Annotated in this window: 20 protein-coding genes; 3 read left to right on the plus strand and 17 right to left on the minus strand. The window is 38.2% G+C overall.

Annotated elements, in window-relative coordinates; translation table 11 throughout:
• Positions 1–9: 9 nt before the first annotated feature.
• From nadA to spoVG, 3 genes are all read right to left on the minus strand, one after another.
• A complete protein-coding gene (nadA, locus tag VEB00_02750) occupies positions 10–918 on the minus strand; it encodes a quinolinate synthase NadA (protein HYF81933.1) in 909 nt (302 codons plus the stop codon).
• A gap of 149 nt (positions 919–1,067) precedes the next feature.
• Positions 1,068–1,454 (minus strand): hypothetical protein, encoded by a 387-nt coding sequence (locus VEB00_02755; protein ID HYF81934.1) that lies wholly within the window; start codon positions 1,452–1,454, stop codon positions 1,068–1,070.
• 328 nt (positions 1,455–1,782) lie between these two features.
• Positions 1,783–2,043 (minus strand): septation regulator SpoVG, encoded by a 261-nt coding sequence (gene spoVG / locus VEB00_02760; GenBank protein ID HYF81935.1) that lies wholly within the window; start codon positions 2,041–2,043, stop codon positions 1,783–1,785.
• 575 nt (positions 2,044–2,618) lie between these two features.
• On the opposite strand from spoVG, the gene murC reads away from it, so the two are divergent.
• Positions 2,619–3,998 (plus strand): UDP-N-acetylmuramate--L-alanine ligase, encoded by a 1,380-nt coding sequence (gene murC, locus VEB00_02765; GenBank protein ID HYF81936.1) that lies wholly within the window; start codon positions 2,619–2,621, stop codon positions 3,996–3,998.
• A 47-nt stretch (positions 3,999–4,045) separates the two neighbouring features.
• Here murC and VEB00_02770 read toward each other — a convergent pair whose 3' ends face one another.
• From VEB00_02770 to VEB00_02780, 3 genes are all read right to left on the minus strand, one after another.
• The gene (locus VEB00_02770) at positions 4,046–5,194 is read right to left on the minus strand and encodes an MFS transporter (protein HYF81937.1); all 1,149 of its coding nucleotides are present in this window, start codon (positions 5,192–5,194) and stop codon (positions 4,046–4,048) included.
• A gap of 72 nt (positions 5,195–5,266) precedes the next feature.
• Positions 5,267–5,695, minus strand: a complete 429-nt coding sequence (locus VEB00_02775; protein ID HYF81938.1) for a MarR family transcriptional regulator — start codon at positions 5,693–5,695, stop codon at positions 5,267–5,269.
• Between the two features lie 128 nt (positions 5,696–5,823).
• Positions 5,824–6,372, minus strand: coding sequence for an XRE family transcriptional regulator (locus VEB00_02780; GenBank protein HYF81939.1), 549 nt, complete (start codon positions 6,370–6,372; stop codon positions 5,824–5,826).
• A 112-nt stretch (positions 6,373–6,484) separates the two neighbouring features.
• On the opposite strand from VEB00_02780, the gene VEB00_02785 reads away from it, so the two are divergent.
• The gene (locus VEB00_02785) at positions 6,485–6,862 is read left to right on the plus strand and encodes a cupin domain-containing protein (protein ID HYF81940.1); all 378 of its coding nucleotides are present in this window, start codon (positions 6,485–6,487) and stop codon (positions 6,860–6,862) included.
• Between the two features lie 19 nt (positions 6,863–6,881).
• On the plus strand, positions 6,882–7,787 hold the full coding sequence (locus tag VEB00_02790; GenBank protein HYF81941.1) for a PhzF family phenazine biosynthesis protein: 906 nt from the start codon (positions 6,882–6,884) through the stop codon (positions 7,785–7,787).
• A gap of 85 nt (positions 7,788–7,872) precedes the next feature.
• Here VEB00_02790 and VEB00_02795 read toward each other — a convergent pair whose 3' ends face one another.
• The 11 genes from VEB00_02795 to VEB00_02845 all read right to left on the minus strand — a co-directional run bounded on the left by VEB00_02795 (position 7,873) and on the right by VEB00_02845 (position 15,680).
• On the minus strand, positions 7,873–8,475 hold the full coding sequence (locus VEB00_02795) for a DNA-3-methyladenine glycosylase (GenBank protein ID HYF81942.1): 603 nt from the start codon (positions 8,473–8,475) through the stop codon (positions 7,873–7,875).
• Positions 8,475–8,936 carry a methylated-DNA--[protein]-cysteine S-methyltransferase gene (locus tag VEB00_02800; protein ID HYF81943.1) on the minus strand — a complete coding sequence of 154 codons (462 nt, stop codon included), beginning with the start codon at positions 8,934–8,936 and terminating at the stop codon, positions 8,475–8,477. The genes VEB00_02795 and VEB00_02800 overlap by 1 nt, the downstream gene beginning before the upstream one ends.
• Complete coding sequence (locus VEB00_02805) at positions 8,936–9,505, minus strand: Ada metal-binding domain-containing protein (GenBank protein HYF81944.1); 570 nt, start codon at positions 9,503–9,505, stop codon at positions 8,936–8,938. The genes VEB00_02800 and VEB00_02805 overlap by 1 nt, the downstream gene beginning before the upstream one ends.
• Before the next feature lie 14 nt (positions 9,506–9,519).
• Positions 9,520–10,173: a (Fe-S)-binding protein gene (locus tag VEB00_02810; protein HYF81945.1), complete on the minus strand. Its 654-nt coding sequence runs from the start codon at positions 10,171–10,173 to the stop codon at positions 9,520–9,522.
• Positions 10,174–10,281: 108 nt separating this feature from the next.
• The gene (locus VEB00_02815; protein ID HYF81946.1) at positions 10,282–10,761 is read right to left on the minus strand and encodes a GNAT family N-acetyltransferase; all 480 of its coding nucleotides are present in this window, start codon (positions 10,759–10,761) and stop codon (positions 10,282–10,284) included.
• Positions 10,762–10,806: 45 nt separating this feature from the next.
• A complete protein-coding gene (locus VEB00_02820) occupies positions 10,807–11,274 on the minus strand; it encodes a YdeI/OmpD-associated family protein (GenBank protein ID HYF81947.1) in 468 nt (155 codons plus the stop codon).
• 124 nt (positions 11,275–11,398) lie between these two features.
• Positions 11,399–11,632: a DUF2164 domain-containing protein gene (locus tag VEB00_02825; GenBank protein HYF81948.1), complete on the minus strand. Its 234-nt coding sequence runs from the start codon at positions 11,630–11,632 to the stop codon at positions 11,399–11,401.
• A gap of 335 nt (positions 11,633–11,967) precedes the next feature.
• A complete protein-coding gene (locus VEB00_02830) occupies positions 11,968–13,554 on the minus strand; it encodes a DUF4825 domain-containing protein (GenBank protein ID HYF81949.1) in 1,587 nt (528 codons plus the stop codon).
• 53 nt (positions 13,555–13,607) lie between these two features.
• Entirely contained in the window at positions 13,608–14,138 is a 531-nt protein-coding gene (locus tag VEB00_02835) for a GNAT family N-acetyltransferase (protein ID HYF81950.1), read from the minus strand.
• A 71-nt stretch (positions 14,139–14,209) separates the two neighbouring features.
• Positions 14,210–14,647 (minus strand): hypothetical protein, encoded by a 438-nt coding sequence (locus VEB00_02840; GenBank protein HYF81951.1) that lies wholly within the window; start codon positions 14,645–14,647, stop codon positions 14,210–14,212.
• 16 nt (positions 14,648–14,663) lie between these two features.
• On the minus strand, positions 14,664–15,680 hold the full coding sequence (locus VEB00_02845; protein ID HYF81952.1) for a hypothetical protein: 1,017 nt from the start codon (positions 15,678–15,680) through the stop codon (positions 14,664–14,666).
• Positions 15,681–15,694 lie beyond the last annotated feature (14 nt).

A 15,694-nucleotide genomic window follows, 5' to 3' on the forward strand; every position in this document is an offset into this window, starting at 1 on the left:
ATCCCCCCTTTATTTTATCTTCAGCATCTCTTCCAATGACTTCAATGCCTTTAATCTTATTTCCTCATCTACATGGATTTCGTACTGCATATTCAAAAGTGCATTATGCACATCTTCAAGTCTGGTTTTTTTCATATTCGTACAAATAAGTCCTGTTGACAGGAGATAGAAGTTTTTGTCCGGGTTCTGCTTCCTTAGGATATGCAGTACCCCCTCTTCTGTTCCAATTATTATATCTCTTTCAGGTATCTCTCCCGCATGCTTGATTATCTCCGATGTACTCCCCAAAAAGTCAGCAAGCTTTTGAACCTCAGGCTCGCACTCAGGGTGCATAAGTATTTTCGCATTGGGATGCAGCTGCCTTATCTTTTGAACTTCCTCAGCCTTAACCCTTTTGTGGGTTATGCAGAAGCCTCTCCAGAGAATCACTTCCTTATCCTTCACTTTAGAAGCAACATAGCTCCCAAGGTTCTCGTCCGGCACAAATATTACCTGCTTGTTCTTAACACTCTCCACTACCTTCAAAGCATTTGAAGAGGTGCAGCAAATATCGCTTTCCGCCTTCACCTCAGCAGAGGAATTCACATAGCATACTACCGCCGCATCTGGGTATTTGGCTTTCATTTCCCGCAGCCTTGGTGCAGTGACCATATCCGCCATAGGACATCCCGCATCCTTGACCGGAAGCAGCACTGTTTTATCCGGTGACAGGATTTTAGCGCTTTCTGCCATAAAATGTACTCCGCAGAATACTATAACTTCACTGCTGGTGCTGGCTGCATGCTGGCTTAAGGAATATGAGTCTCCAACAACATCTGCGACATCCTGAACCTCAGGCACCTGATAGTTGTGTGCCAGTATTATCGCATTTCTCTCTTTTTTCAACCTTCTTATTTCATCTGCCAATTTATTTTGCATTGTAATTTACCTTCTCCGTTTAGCATTTATTACATATTCTTAGTAGAATATATCACTTATTATACCCTTTTTCAACATTGTTAAAAAAAGAGCATTCATTTATTGCAAAATGCAATCAATGATGCTCTTTCAAGTTATTTACATAAAGTTTACCACTTCTTATGCTTCTTTTTATAAGGTTTTATAGGGTAAAAAGGTGGCCAAAAAATCGGATATGGCGGGTATTTGTGCATTTTCTTGTGTTTCCAATAACCTGGATATTCATCTGACTCGTCACTGCTGTAATCACCGTCATCATCCTCATACCAATCCGGGCCTCTCATGTCCTCCATTTCCCCTATCTGCTCCTCGTCGTAGGGCATTTCCCCCATCTGCCCGGACATCATTGGACACATCATCGGGCACATCATTGGACAGCCCTGCATCATCGGACACTTTCCGCCCATCGCCGGCATTTCCATTTCCGGCATCTCCATATCGCTCATATCCATCGCCGGCTTTTCAGGTTTCGGATATGGTTTCTTCTTGTCTGCCATTTCTTTACCTCCTTCTTTATATATTGAACGCACTTAAGAACCCATATTGAGTTTAGTGCGAATTCAATTACCGTAAGGATGTGTTTTGCGAAATTTGAACTCTATAATAAAGTATATTTCGTAAAACACTAACCTATTAATATATATAAGGAAGGAGGTCAAAAAATGACTAGAAAGAAAACATCCACCTATGCCATAGGTGGATATCCTTAATTCAAATTCGTCTCGACGAATTTGCGCGCCGATTTTGGTCACGCGCGCGTGACATATACATTACAAAATCGTGTGCATCCGCGGTCGACTATATCATATTCAGTAGAATATGATATTATTCGTTCTTTACTTTTTCATACTCTTCCAATATTGAGGTCTGCAGCCTCTCTCTTGTCGAAGAATTTATGGGATGTGCGATATCCTTAAATTCTCCATCCGGGGTCTTTCTGCTCGGCATAGCTATGAATAAGCCCTCTTGGCCTTCTATAACCTTTATGTCATGAACAACAAATTCATTATCAAAGGTTACTGATACTACTGCCTTCATCTTGCCTTCTGCATTCACCTTCCTGATTCTTACGTCTGTTATTTCCATTCTAGTTCACCACCTTCCCGTCGTTCATTTTGTCATTTGAATAATAATTCGTCATTTACTAATTTTTTTCCTTCTTTTTCTAATAAACAATTTCACAAATTGTTCACAAATTCGGTATGTTTACTTAGATAAGTTATATAACCCATATTTCAGCATCTACCTAATAAGTACCATATAAAAGTGGTTCAATCTCACATTAATCAAAAACTCTTATTACCGATATTATCTGTAGTTTTAATTTTTTAAACCAATCATTATTTTTCAATTTTTAATTTCTTTATCCAGCTCTTTATATCATAATCTGCACATGTCTTCCGATAAAGTATATACAGTAAATAATAATTTTGAGTTATTATATGGAAATATTTACTTTTCTATTATCTGGTAACAAATAATTGGCTATAATAATAATATGAGTATTATATGATTAATTTTCAACATCTATGATATAACTCAAAACATAAGTTGACAGTATGAGCATAAGAATGTAAAATCAAAACGTTATACAAAGTAAAATTTTTGAATCCCAAACGTATTATTTAATTTATTGTAATTTTTTTTAAGGAGTGTATCCTATGATTTCCCTCGATGATGTAAAAAATGTTCATTTTGTAGGTATTGGCGGCATAAGTATGAGCGGCCTGGCTCAAATACTGCTTCAATCAGGCTATAGTGTCACAGGCTCTGATATCAATGACAGCAATATCATAAGCAAGCTGCGAAGAAATGGTGCCACGGTTTTCATTCCCCATGACACCAAAAATGTTGAGAATGCTGAGCTTGTGGTTTACACAGCTGCAGTCAAGCAGGATAATTGTGAAATAATCAGGGCAAAAGAGCTTAGAATACCTATCATAGACAGAGCCGAGTTCCTTGGCATGATAATGAAAAACTATAAATACGGTGTGGCTATTGCCGGATGTCATGGAAAGACAACGACTACATCAATGGTTTCAATCATATTCAAAAATGCTGAATTAGACCCCACACTGCTTATTGGTGGTGAAATAAGCGCAATTGATGGAAACGTCAGGGTAGGTAAAAGCGAATATTTTGTAACAGAAGCCTGTGAGTATACAGAAAGCTTCTTAAAGTTCTATCCTTTTATTGCTGCCATTTTAAATGTAGAGAAAGACCATCTGGACTATTTCAGGGATTTAGATCATATAATATCTGCGTTTGACAAATTTGCAAAGCTGGTGCCTAAGGATGGAAGCCTTATTGTCTGCAGTGACAATGAACACGCCCTCAATATCTCGAAAAGAGTTAACTGTAAGGTAATTACCTATGGCATAAAAAGCAAGGCTGACTTCAGCGCAAAGAATATAAAATACAACAACTTAGGTCATCCTACTTTTGAAGTAATACTCAGGGATAAAAAGTTTGGCACCTTCTCTCTCAGCATTCCCGGAGAGCATAATGTGCTTAATGCTTTGGCTTCTATAGCAATAGCTCATAATGCCGGTATATCAATAGATAATATTAAGAAAAGCCTCAAAGAATTCAAAGGCACCGACAGGCGTTTTGATATAAAGGGTACCCGGAACAACATAACAGTCGTAGATGATTACGCTCATCATCCTACAGAAATCAAGGCAACTCTGAATGCTGCTAAGCAGTTCCCGCATCAGAAGATATGGTGTATATTCCAGCCACACACTTATACCAGGACAAGGACTTTGTTCGATGAGTTTTCAGAAGCCTTTTATGATGCTGACAGCGTGATAATTACAGATATCTATGCAGCAAGGGAGAAGGACACAGGGCTTGTTTATCCTTCTGAGCTGGTAGACAGCATAAATAAGTACAGTGCAAATGCCGTATATAAAAATGATTTCAAGAACATCGCAAATATTATAGCCACAGAGGCAAAACCCGGAGATCTTGTATTCACAATGGGTGCGGGTGATGTATTCAAGCTAGGGCCTATGATATTGGATAAGATAAAGGAATAATTCGTTATAAAATAAAGCCTCACCAAGCTGGTGAGGTCTTTTTATTTCTATTCCTGCCGTGCCATATCCTTGCCGTATATTGCAAACCATATCATCCCTATAAGTCCGAATGCAAAAGCTGTCATGAAGTTTGCCTTGGGTGAGATATTCCAAAGGTAGGCGCTGCTTATGGCAGCTATTGAGACTACAATATCTCTTAAAAGATAGTAAGTGCCAAAGGTTCTTGCCTTTGCATCCTCCGGCGCAAGGTCCATTATCAAAGCCTTTCTTGTCGGTTCACCGAACTCCTTGAGCCCTCTTATCACAAAGGCCAGCACAAAAGCCCAGAAACTCCTTGAAAAGTATATTATCAGAGGGAACAATGTGAAGAAGCCGAAGGTTATAAGCACAAACGGCTTCTTGCCGTATTTATCAGCCATGTAAGCTACAGGAATATATACAAGCAGCGCAGTGACCATCTCAACAGTGGTCAGAATGCCGAATTGAAGCGGCGAAAGTCCATTATTCTCAACTACCCATATTACCACAAAAGCATAGGGTATCTGCTCAGCAAATCTTATTAGTATATCAGACACCAAAAGGTTTCTGAGGGATGGGCTGAAACACTCCAAAGCGTTCTTAAGCCTTACAGGCTTCGGGTCTTTTGCCGGCTTGTCATCCTCCATGAAATAATATTGAAATAATAATGCTGCTATTCCTAGTATAAAAGCCACTCCAAAGGCTATCCTTATGCCCAATACCTTCCCGTAAATACCTATTATTATACCGCCCACCACAGGGCCTAGGGCCATGGGAATCCTTCTAACAAGTGAATGTATTGATACTCCCATAGTCCTTTTTTCCTTCTTCGAGGACTTTGAGACCATGCTCATTATAGCAGGAAGCGATATTGCAGTCCATGCGATGAAGAACACAGAGCCTATAAGTACTGCTTGCCAAGTGGGTATCAGTATAACTATGGCATAGCCAAAAAGGGATATGAGTGTGAATATCATCAAGGCCTTCTTGTAGCCCACCTTATCTGTTATGTATCCTCCCGGAAAGGAGTACAGCGCACTCAGCAAATTGTCCATTACATTCAGAAATCCTACAGCAAAGGTAGATCCCCCTATTGCCAGAAGATAGAGAGGAAGGAACCTTTCTGCCATTTTCTCCCCAAGTCCTATGAGTATTACCATTACAAGCATGGCACCCATGCTTTTATTTAATCCTAAAAATTCAACTATTTTATTTCTGTTTGAGTTCACTTTAGCACCTCGTTATTCTGATTATTTCCTGAATAGGTCATCCAAATCATTGATACCGCCTGTCACCTTTTGAAGCAACCCTTCAAGCTGCTCTTCCTCTTTTTCATCCAAACCGGCTGTGAGGTTTTTCAAGAACAACTCATCCTCTCTGATATGCTGGAGAACCTGATCCTTTCCTTTATCTGTCGCTGTAACCAGCACCACTCTCTTGTCATTCTTCTGCCTGTTCCTCATTATCAGATTCTTACTTTCCAGTTCGTCAAGCATGCCAATCAGAGTAGAGGGCGAAATATCCATCTGCCGTGATATGTCCAAGGTCTTCATCTCGCCTTCTTTATATATCTTTTCAAGAACATGAAGCTGTATGTAGCTTAAACCGCTACTTCTGAGCTGATAGCTTTTTTTGAACTCGAAAATGCTTAAGAGCCTATGGAACAACTTTTGATCCATATAATTCACTCCTCGAATCATTCATTATATGAATAATATACTATGAATGGTTTTACACGTCAACAAAAAAAGAGCTTAAAGCTCTTTTAATAACGATCTTATGATTCGGAATACAAAGCTGTTCATAGCTATCTATAATATAAAATATTAATTAATATGGCAGTACCGTCGTTACTATTGATGAATTCATGAGGAAGCTCCCCTTTGAATCGAATTGAATCACCTTCGCAAAGACTAAACTCTTCTTTGTCTAAGATAAATCTTATATTTCCTTTTGCGACATAGATATATTCGTCAATGCCATTTGCATGTCCATTATTTGAGTGTTTTGAATGTGGCAAAATTTCGAGCTTCAACATCTCTGATTTATGTAAATCATGATATGGAAAAATACTGTAAACACAGTACTCTGATTCATTGTTAATGACTTTTAGATCACGATCTTTTACAATTGTGTAGTCCAACTCTTTTTCTTTAATCAATTTTGTAAGTGGAATTTTCAAACCATCTGCAATTTTCCATAACACCAATATTGTTGGATTAGTACTGCCCCTTTCTATTTCGCCAAGCATGCTCTTGCTAACACCAGAAACCAACGATAAATCTTCCAGAGTTAGCCCCTTCTCCTTACGTATCTGCTTTAGGTTTTTTGAAATATTACTGTTGATATTCTCCATATTAAGCCCTCCATGAAAGTATTATATACCATATTGTACAAAAAACCAATATGGTATATAATACTTTATATAGGAATCTAGTGCGATATACCGCACACAAGGAGGTTTTAATATGGAAGTATTCAATATTTACCAGATGTTTAGTCAATTAATTCAAGATGAGAAATCCGATATTCAAGTTCTGAAGCTGACAGATGGTATAATGTCAATGCTAATTGCAGAGTTAAAAGCCGGGAAAAAGCTATCAGCACATTATCATAATGAAGGAGTAGAGATATATCAAATCTTTGAGGGAGAGGGTAATGTTGAGCTGGGTAAATTGTCGGGCGACACAATATTATGGGACAATAGCTATACTGTTAAAACCGGCGATGTATTTGAAGTACAGCCTAAAATGGTGCATAGACTATCGAATAACAGTGATAAAGTATTAAGAATTATTTTCTTTGCACCGCCTTCGCACCTGGGTGAAGACAGAATATTTATTTAATATACGGGAGTGAGGTATTATGAAAGCTCTAAGGTTCAAGAAGATTGATGCATTTACAAAGGGGATATCCACTGGAAATCCTGCAGGCTATATCTATATGAATAATGATGAAATATTAAATGAAGAAGAGATGCAAAAAATAGCATCTGAATTGAAAGGATTCGTTAATGAAGTTGGCTATGTGAATAAAATCGGCGAACAGTATAGGCTGAGGTTTTATTCGTCAGAATGCGAAGTGGCTTTTTGTGGCCATGCAACTATAGCAATTATGTACGACCTGCTTGCCAATAATAAGGAACTATGTCAAAAGAAAGAAATATTGATTAATGTCAGTGCCGGAACCTTATCGGTTTTTAACCACATCAGCGAAGATGATTCTGTTTATATCATGGCACCGGCACCAAAGTTTTTAAACTGCATGCTAAAGTCTGTCCAAATAGCAGATGCTCTTGGAATTCATTTTTCCGATATAAATAATCAAATGCCCATAAGGTTAATCGATGGAGGATTAAGAACATTAATAGTACCAATTACAGCATTGGAAAGCTGCTTAAAAATATACCCTGATCAAGAAAATCTCAAATTTTTCTGTCTGGAAAACGGAATAGACATCATACACGTCTCCACAAAAGAAACATATACAGAATCGTGCAAATACCGCACCAGAGTATTTGCACCTAAGTACGGATACCTTGAAGATCCGGCTACCGGCTCAGGAAATGCAGCATTTGGATATTACCTGATTGATGAGAACCTATGGAATGGCAATTTTACAATTGAGCAAGGTCCAAATAAGACTAATCCGAATTTTGTCAGACTTAAGCAATATGAGAAAGACGGGATGGCACATATAATATTCGGCGGCTGTGGAACAATAAGAATCGACGGTACCTATTGTTTGCATGACTGTTCAATAAAATCTTAATAAGGCTATATTTATACTGCAAAGGTGGTGGTTGCTTCATTGCTTTACCACCTTTGCTTGAATATTGTAATTTAGTACACGAGAACTAAAGCACAGAAAGCGCCCACAAGTACAACGATGCAACTGAGCCATATGGTGAATACCGCTTTCTATACCTTTCAAATTTATCCTTTGGCAGTTCCTTAAGGCCATATAGGTTCATCATTCCCCTGCAGATTGCCAAATCCTTATAGCTTACCACATCAGGCCGGCAGAGGGAAAATATAAGCAGCATTTCAGCAGTCCAGACGCCTACCCCGTGCAGCGAAGAAAGCTTTTTTATTATCTCCTCGTCAGTTAAGCTGTGAAGTGTATGAAAATCTACTTCTCCGGATATGGCGGCTTCTGCAACTCCTTTTATATATTCCGCCTTCCTCACCGACATGCCGCAGCCTTGGATTCCAGACAATTCCGCTTGCGTGATGCTCTCGGGAGTGATGCTTCCAAGCAGACTATTCAATCTGTTCCATACAGTATCTGCAGCTTTGCTGGATATTTGCTGTCCTACTACACTTGATACAAGTGCAGTAAATGGATCAGGAGTAATTCTGCGATTTATTATTCCTATCCTGTCAATAGCTGCACCAAGCTTCTTATCCTTGCTTTTCAGATAATCTATTTCCTTCTGACCATATTCAAATATTTGCATTATTTCATTTTCTCCAAATCAAGCAATTTCTTTTTCATTTCCAGTCCTCCACGGTAGCCTGTAAGTGAACCGTCTGCGCCAATAACCCGGTGACACGGGATAAAGATAGGGATTGGATTGCGGTTATTAGCAAGCCCTACCGCCCGTGCAGCCTTGGGAGAGCCTATCTTTACAGCTATATCCTTATAGGAAGCCGTTTCACCATAGGGTATTTCACATAACGCAGACCAAACCTGCTTCATAAAAGCTGTACCGGTCGGCTCAAGGGGCAGTGAAAACTCTTTAAGCTCACCTGCAAAATAACCTTTGAGCTGCTTAACAGCCTCCTTCAATAATGGCGTCTCGTATAATAGTGTATCCTCCGGCAATTCATCATTACTAATATACACATTGGTTATCCTGCCGTCCTTTTCGGTTATTCCTATTCTTCCAATATCAGATTCATAGAAAAAATTTGGCACTATAATTCACCTCTGCTTTTTATGTATTCCCTGGGCGTATGATTAGTCTGCTCTTTAAAGCATTTGTAAAAGTTGGATATGCTTTTAAAGCCCGTCATATATGCAATCTCTAAAATGCTTGCATCTGGATGTTTGAGTAGTTCTGTGGCTTTGTCCACTCTTAATCCGGTAATATACTGCGTAGGGGTTCTGCCATACTGCTTCTTAAAAAGCCTTGCCAAATGGTTAGAGCTAACCCCAAGCTGTCTTGCTGCTTGATTTATTTCTATAAACCCAGCATAGCTTGCATCGAATATATCTTTAGCTTTTTTCACCAGCTCCAGATCCGGCTCAAACACTGTCTTATCCGGACAACACTTCTTGCAGGGACGGAATCCTGCAGACACTGCATTTGTACTATTATCGAAAAAAACAACATTCTCACTAGCAGGTGTTCTTGCCCTGCAGGATGGACGGCAGAAAATTCCCGTTGTCTTTACTCCATACAAAAATAGACCATCATAGCTCTTATCACAGTCTACAACTGCTTGCCATTTCTCGCTGTCGGATATTGTGAGATATTCTTTCATGGATTTTCTCCGTATCAATGCTCATCAATAAATTTCTGCAATTCATCGTGCCATGCACCAGGCTCAAATGTACCAATTCCAGTATCCTCTTCAAACAAAAGGTCAACCATATAGCGTGGCTTTTTACCGCCGATGTACATTGCTTTAATACAGGAAACACAGTAAACTATCACATTGTCACAAGGCATCTCCTTTGAGCGCTTTTTCATCTGCTCCTTGACCTGCTCCACTGGTAAAACGCCATAAAAACTATCACCGCAACAGATAGACTTTGAGCGGGTGTTTTTCGGCTCAATAATTTTTATGTTCATTCTTTCAATAAGTTTTCTAATTGCATTATGTACTCTTTCCTCAGTACGAGTGGGACAGGCATCATGTATGGACATTTCCATACCGTTATAGTCTGGGAATGGAAATGCTTCGCTTTCGGCTAATATTTCCCACAGGGATACGGTCGATATTCCATCATAAAGCTCTCTATACCGCCTGTCACATCCTGCACAAGTATTGATTACCTTTGTGCCTTTTTCAAGAGCAGGCTCGTGTCTGCAGCAAGTTAGATGCTCAGAAATATTTCCTAAATCCTTATTTAAAAACTCTAATACTTTCCCGGCAAGTTCCGGTTTATAAATCATAAGTGCGCAGCCCGGTGCATAAACTTGTTTCATTACAATTCCTCCTGTAATCATTCTATCACAACCTATAAATATATTTTACAGGAACCAGAGCCATAAATCTTCCTCTATTTCATCAAGCAATTTTTTATAACGGATTTCTTATTCACTTAACTTCAGCTCCATAAATATTGCACCTTCAATTGGATTATATACATATGGCTCAATATCATAGAATCCAAAGGATAAATATAGATTTTGAGCTTCGTTCATAGTTGCAAGTGTATCAAGTCTAATATAGTTATAATTTAATTTCTTAGCCTCATTAATGAGCATGCTGATAAGAATTTTACCTATACCCAATCCACGGTATATTTTGCGTACATACAATCTTTTCATTTCGCATGTATCCTCGGAAATCCTGCGCAAAGCGATGCAGCCTGCTCCTTTACCGTCAACTGATGCTAGCATAAGGGCTCCATCAGGTGGTCCATACTTTCCTGGCAATGTCTTAAGCTCAGTTTCAAAATCTTGAAAAGCAAGATCTATATCTAATGATTGGGCATACTCCATAAAAAGCTGCTTAATCTCTTCAAGCATGACCTCCCCAACCACGTATTTGAAATCAAGAATAGGTTCCATAGTTGATAAACCTCCTTGGGCGAAATAACATTTTACCGATAGCAGTTATGGACGCTTTACTTTATCAGATAACATGGTGATTGCATCCTTAACCCGTTTCTCCCGTGTTTCGACCTTTTTAGCATTTGCAATCCACTCCGCATACACTTTCTGATTAGTATATGAAAGTGCATTGAAGAAGCTCAAGGCCTGCTCATTTTCTTCAAGCTGCTTCTTAAAATCCTCTGGCATTTCAACAACTCGAGGTTCATCATCTTTCTTGAGAATAACATGCACAATATCCCCTGGCTTTTTGCCAATCGCAGCTCTTATTTTCTGAGTCATCCCCAATATATGGCAGTTGTGACCCATTTTTGCCAAGGATCCTCTATACTCACAGCCATCAAAGGTTGCTGCGACCTTCACCTGACCCTTTACTCCAAACTCTTTTTCTACTTCATAAGGAAACTCAACAAAGGCAGCATCAATTGAATCCTGTTTTTTTATCTCTGCATCAAATTCATAAGTTTTCACGCTTATCACTCCTTAACAACTCCATTTATATAGTCAACATTATAGCATTTTTTCCATCCTCTGTAATACTTTTGATGAACAAAACAAAAAAAGCCACACAGATCAACCTGTATGACTTTGAATGCTAAATCTGCACCGATAGTAAATCTTCAACTCTGTCATTCATATACTTTTGCGAATCATAAACTCCTTGGTTATAAAACTCTGGAGCTAACTCTTTAATAATAAAATCCAGAATCATATTCGAGGCCAAATCACCTATTTCTTCTTCTCTCTCTTTTAAAAAATAGTACTTTATTGCAGAAATCATGTCATCTTTTTTTTCTTTAGTGAGTTTTATTCTATCTTCACTGCTCATATAATACCTCCTTCGAAATGATGTACGAATGCTTTTGCCTCTAGAACAACGCATGAATATAAATGATGCGTCTTAAGCAACGGGGAACGGGTACCACGGTTTTCCTTCGGAAAAACACTGAAATCCACTAAACACACGGTGGGAAAAAATATTCTGAAACATAAGTAATAATCGATAAAGTGTAAGTATCAAAACTCTCTAATGTCGCTATATATTATATAAAATTAACCGTGCAATTCCGTAGGAATCCGTGGAACATCCGTGTGTTCAGTGGTACCCGTTCCTCCGTTCCCCTGTGTCGCATTATTCTACAATTGCGTATTAAAACATATTCCCTAATTAATTATAAGCATACCTGTATAGGTTTGTATTTCTTTATTTTCCTCTGTTCGAAGCAGGAACAGATAATATCCCTTCTCTTCTGGCAATATCAGCTGACCCTTTTCATCTGTGCTTATTACAACAAGGCTGTCCTGCCCTATTTCCTTACCAACCTTCTCCCTCGTTAGTCCCAGTATACGACAATCCACTAGTTTTCTTTTTTCCGGATACTTCACTGCAACTGTCTCATCACCTGAAAAGCTGGCCATTCTCGGATAATTATCCGAGAGGTATAAGGGCTTTATATCCTGAGGTAAGATAAATGAGTCCAGAAGGCTCATATGGCCTGCTGGTCTTAAATAGAGAGCACTGTGATTGCCATTTTTATCAGTCTTGCCCTCCAGGCAAATCTCGCCTTCCTTATAGCCTTTGTCCCATTCCATTGGGGTCAACATAGGGGTAAATGTAAAAGCAAAAGAATTATATACCTCTGGATTTTTTGACTTAAAATAATCAGGCATATTGTCCATACTGCGCTCAATATACAGTTCTGAAATAGACTTTCTTTCCCCATTCTCAAATACAGAAATAAAATCCTCAGGTATATCTCTGCCTCCGACAGGTATTATATAACCTTGTGGGTTTTTAAACATTCTAGTGTCCTTTTCCATAGGGTTAATATGTTCGATTATTTCTTCCCTTGGTATCACACTGACTATTTTATCAGAGAATAAAGCTTCAACTTTTTCAACAGGAATTGAATTATCTTTGTGTCGTCTTGCTTCCACTCCTGCAAGTCCAAAATATATGTAATGACCTTTGAACTGCGAATAATTGAGAGTCCAGCAGTAGCTGCCCCGTGTGAGATATTTCACCTCCCCACTGGAATCAATGAAATGCAAGTCAGGATAGTGTTCTCCATCTGTTAGCTTTTCAGCAAGCACAAGTGTACCGCTCTCAAATGGCATTTGATCATATATTATTATAGGTTCACTGGTATCTTCATAAAAATTCACTAATGCTTCCGCAATTGATGTTCTTCCTTCTACCTGAGCGATTATTGCTTTTATACAGCTTTGTACATAACCATCGTCACTAAGCTTGCCTTGAACTGTCTTCTCCCAGACACCTTTCTCTGCTAAAACTTGCAAATTAACACCGTACCACTTTTCAACATCACTACGTAAAACCTTATATGATGACCCTTCAAAACTAAATTTAACTGCTTCAAGGTTGTCGATTAAGGCAAAAGCAGCTGTGGCATTGTAAATCAGAGCCTTATTTACCTTATCTTGACCAATAGTCTTAACTGGAGCCTTGTAGTTTATAACTGCTGTTAGTGTGTCCGGAAACAGCTGGAATGACATTTCAATATCGTCTAAAGGCAATGAATGAAAGAGATTAGCAAGATTTGAAGCATTGCCCATATACTTATTCTTATATTTTAAAACGTTATTGAAGTCATATGTTGATATGTCTTGTGATTTTGCAGCCGGCTGCTCTTTTTGAGCAATGCGAGGCATAATAATGCCCTGTGCTACTCCAACAAAGGTAATGCCAGCAATAATAAAGCCAATAATCAATTTATTCCTTGCATTCATTCTTCTCGCCACCTGACTCATATTTAAAACAAATATTGTAGTCTATTTATAGTTTAATACAGATAGCCTAACATATCTAAACATCCATCTTCCCAGACCTTACTTCCTATTTTCTTTATCATCAGCTCTTTGATTTCTTCTTCCCCAATGCCCAATGTTTTATGTTCATTTATTTTAGTCCACTTGCATATATTCTTTACATTAATGAAACCGCTATTTGCATAGAAAATTTGTACATCAGTAAAAAGCAGTAAGAAATCTAATTTATGTGCAATAGCGAACCCTTCAATTGTTTCTAATAATTTAGAACCGATACCTTTACCCCTATATTCTTTTTTAATACAAATGTCTATAATCCCTAATACTTTTATGGCGATACCATTTAAATTCATTGCTCTATAATCTAGTCCTACCTGTCCAATTAAAGTATCTTCGTCAAATACCAAATATCTAAAATGAGGCATTTGTTTAAAGTATATTCTATCCTTTTGATAAGCTTCTGGAAAACTTTCTATCAATAAATTTAAAATATCTTTTTCTAATTTAATATCAATATCATATTCATTTATTTTTACGATTTTCATATTCTACACCTCACTTTAAGTAGAAATTTACAGAACAATATTCTCCATTGCATATCAGACATATTGATAGCCTAAAAAGACTTGTTAATCGTTCTTTCTTCTATAATCTTAACCTCTTTAATAAATGGTTCCAAACTGACTATTTGCTCTTTAGTCAATCCTTTTGCATCAAATATGATTTCACCAGTTACATCTAAGCTACCCCCTTGCGAAATACTTCTGTTTATCTGCATTACTGTGTCTTTGTTTGAAGCTCTTTCAAGAAATTTTTCTGATAGTATTGGTCTGACCGAAACTATCATTATATCTGCTGCCTCATTGTTTGTTAACGTAATAGTGAATTTAAAGCTTTGTGTTTCAAAGTCATTTGTATTTTCTCCCACTGCTCCAATGCTTGAGTTCATAGCAGTAATATCTATACCCACCTTATTTAAGGTGTCGTTTCTTGAACACCCAGCAAATAATAAAATAATAGATATTAGAAGCATTATACTAGCTTTTTTATACATTTTTTCCTCCTCAAACTTAATTGCGTTCCAGCAAAGCTTGTATCGATGCCTCTAGTCCACCCTCCTCTAATACGCCTCCAGTCCAAAGGGTCCCTATAAACTCTACTTCACCGCCATTATGTTTTATCACCAGCAGCGGGCTGCCCATGCTGCAGGTTTCCTTAAGCCATCCCTCTTCATCCACGTCCATACCCCCAGCCAAAACCACCTTGCTTAAATCTTCCGGCAGCAGACGGAATTCCAGTGCATAAACATCAATGGTCGTATCTGCCAACGAATCGAAGGTCTCGATAATTTCCAGACGGGTTATCTTGCTGTCAAGAATATTCACCACTGGATTTGATTCATAGTTAGTAATATCCCTGTTAATGGTTTCCCATGCAATTCTGGTAATTGAGTCTGACCCATTCGAAGCATTATTGTCCACCTCTGCTGCCTCTATATGCTTTTCGGCATACCTGAATACCTTATCAGCCAGAATATGTTCATCATCCTTAACCGTATAAATGAAATCCGTGTTTGCAGCAGTATACCTTCTCAGATTGCCCTGGCTGACTATGAAGTGAATGGGAAAGACCTTATCTATATCAAATACTGTGAAGTCTACATAAACAGTATCCGAATCAATTATAGTGCTTCCCGAATCAAGGCTTCGACTGCATATCTGACCGGAAAATATCCTTTTAAATTCCTCCAATTCCTCTTTATCTCTGATGGTTATTCTCTCTGACTCTGATGATGATCCATGGATTCGTATAGATATTTCATCAAAGCTGTAGCTATCATGCATTACCTGTTGGGGTAAGTAAAACAATATCAGACCTATGCATGATACTAAAAGGCCCCCTAATGGGAACAAGATTTTTTTATCCTTAATTGAGTAACGCAGACTTCCCTTATTCCTGAGTATGCAAATAATGCTGTAAATCAAGCCACCCGCAGAAATAATACATATAAATGGCAAAAGCTCAACTAAAAACTTGATGACAGCAACAAGCATTTCATTTAACCAAATTGGAGCATTCCAAAGCATTGACTCTCCCCCTC

It is taken from the genome of Clostridia bacterium (assembly GCA_035628995.1).
GTDB lineage: Bacteria > Bacillota > Clostridia > Lutisporales > Lutisporaceae > BRH-c25.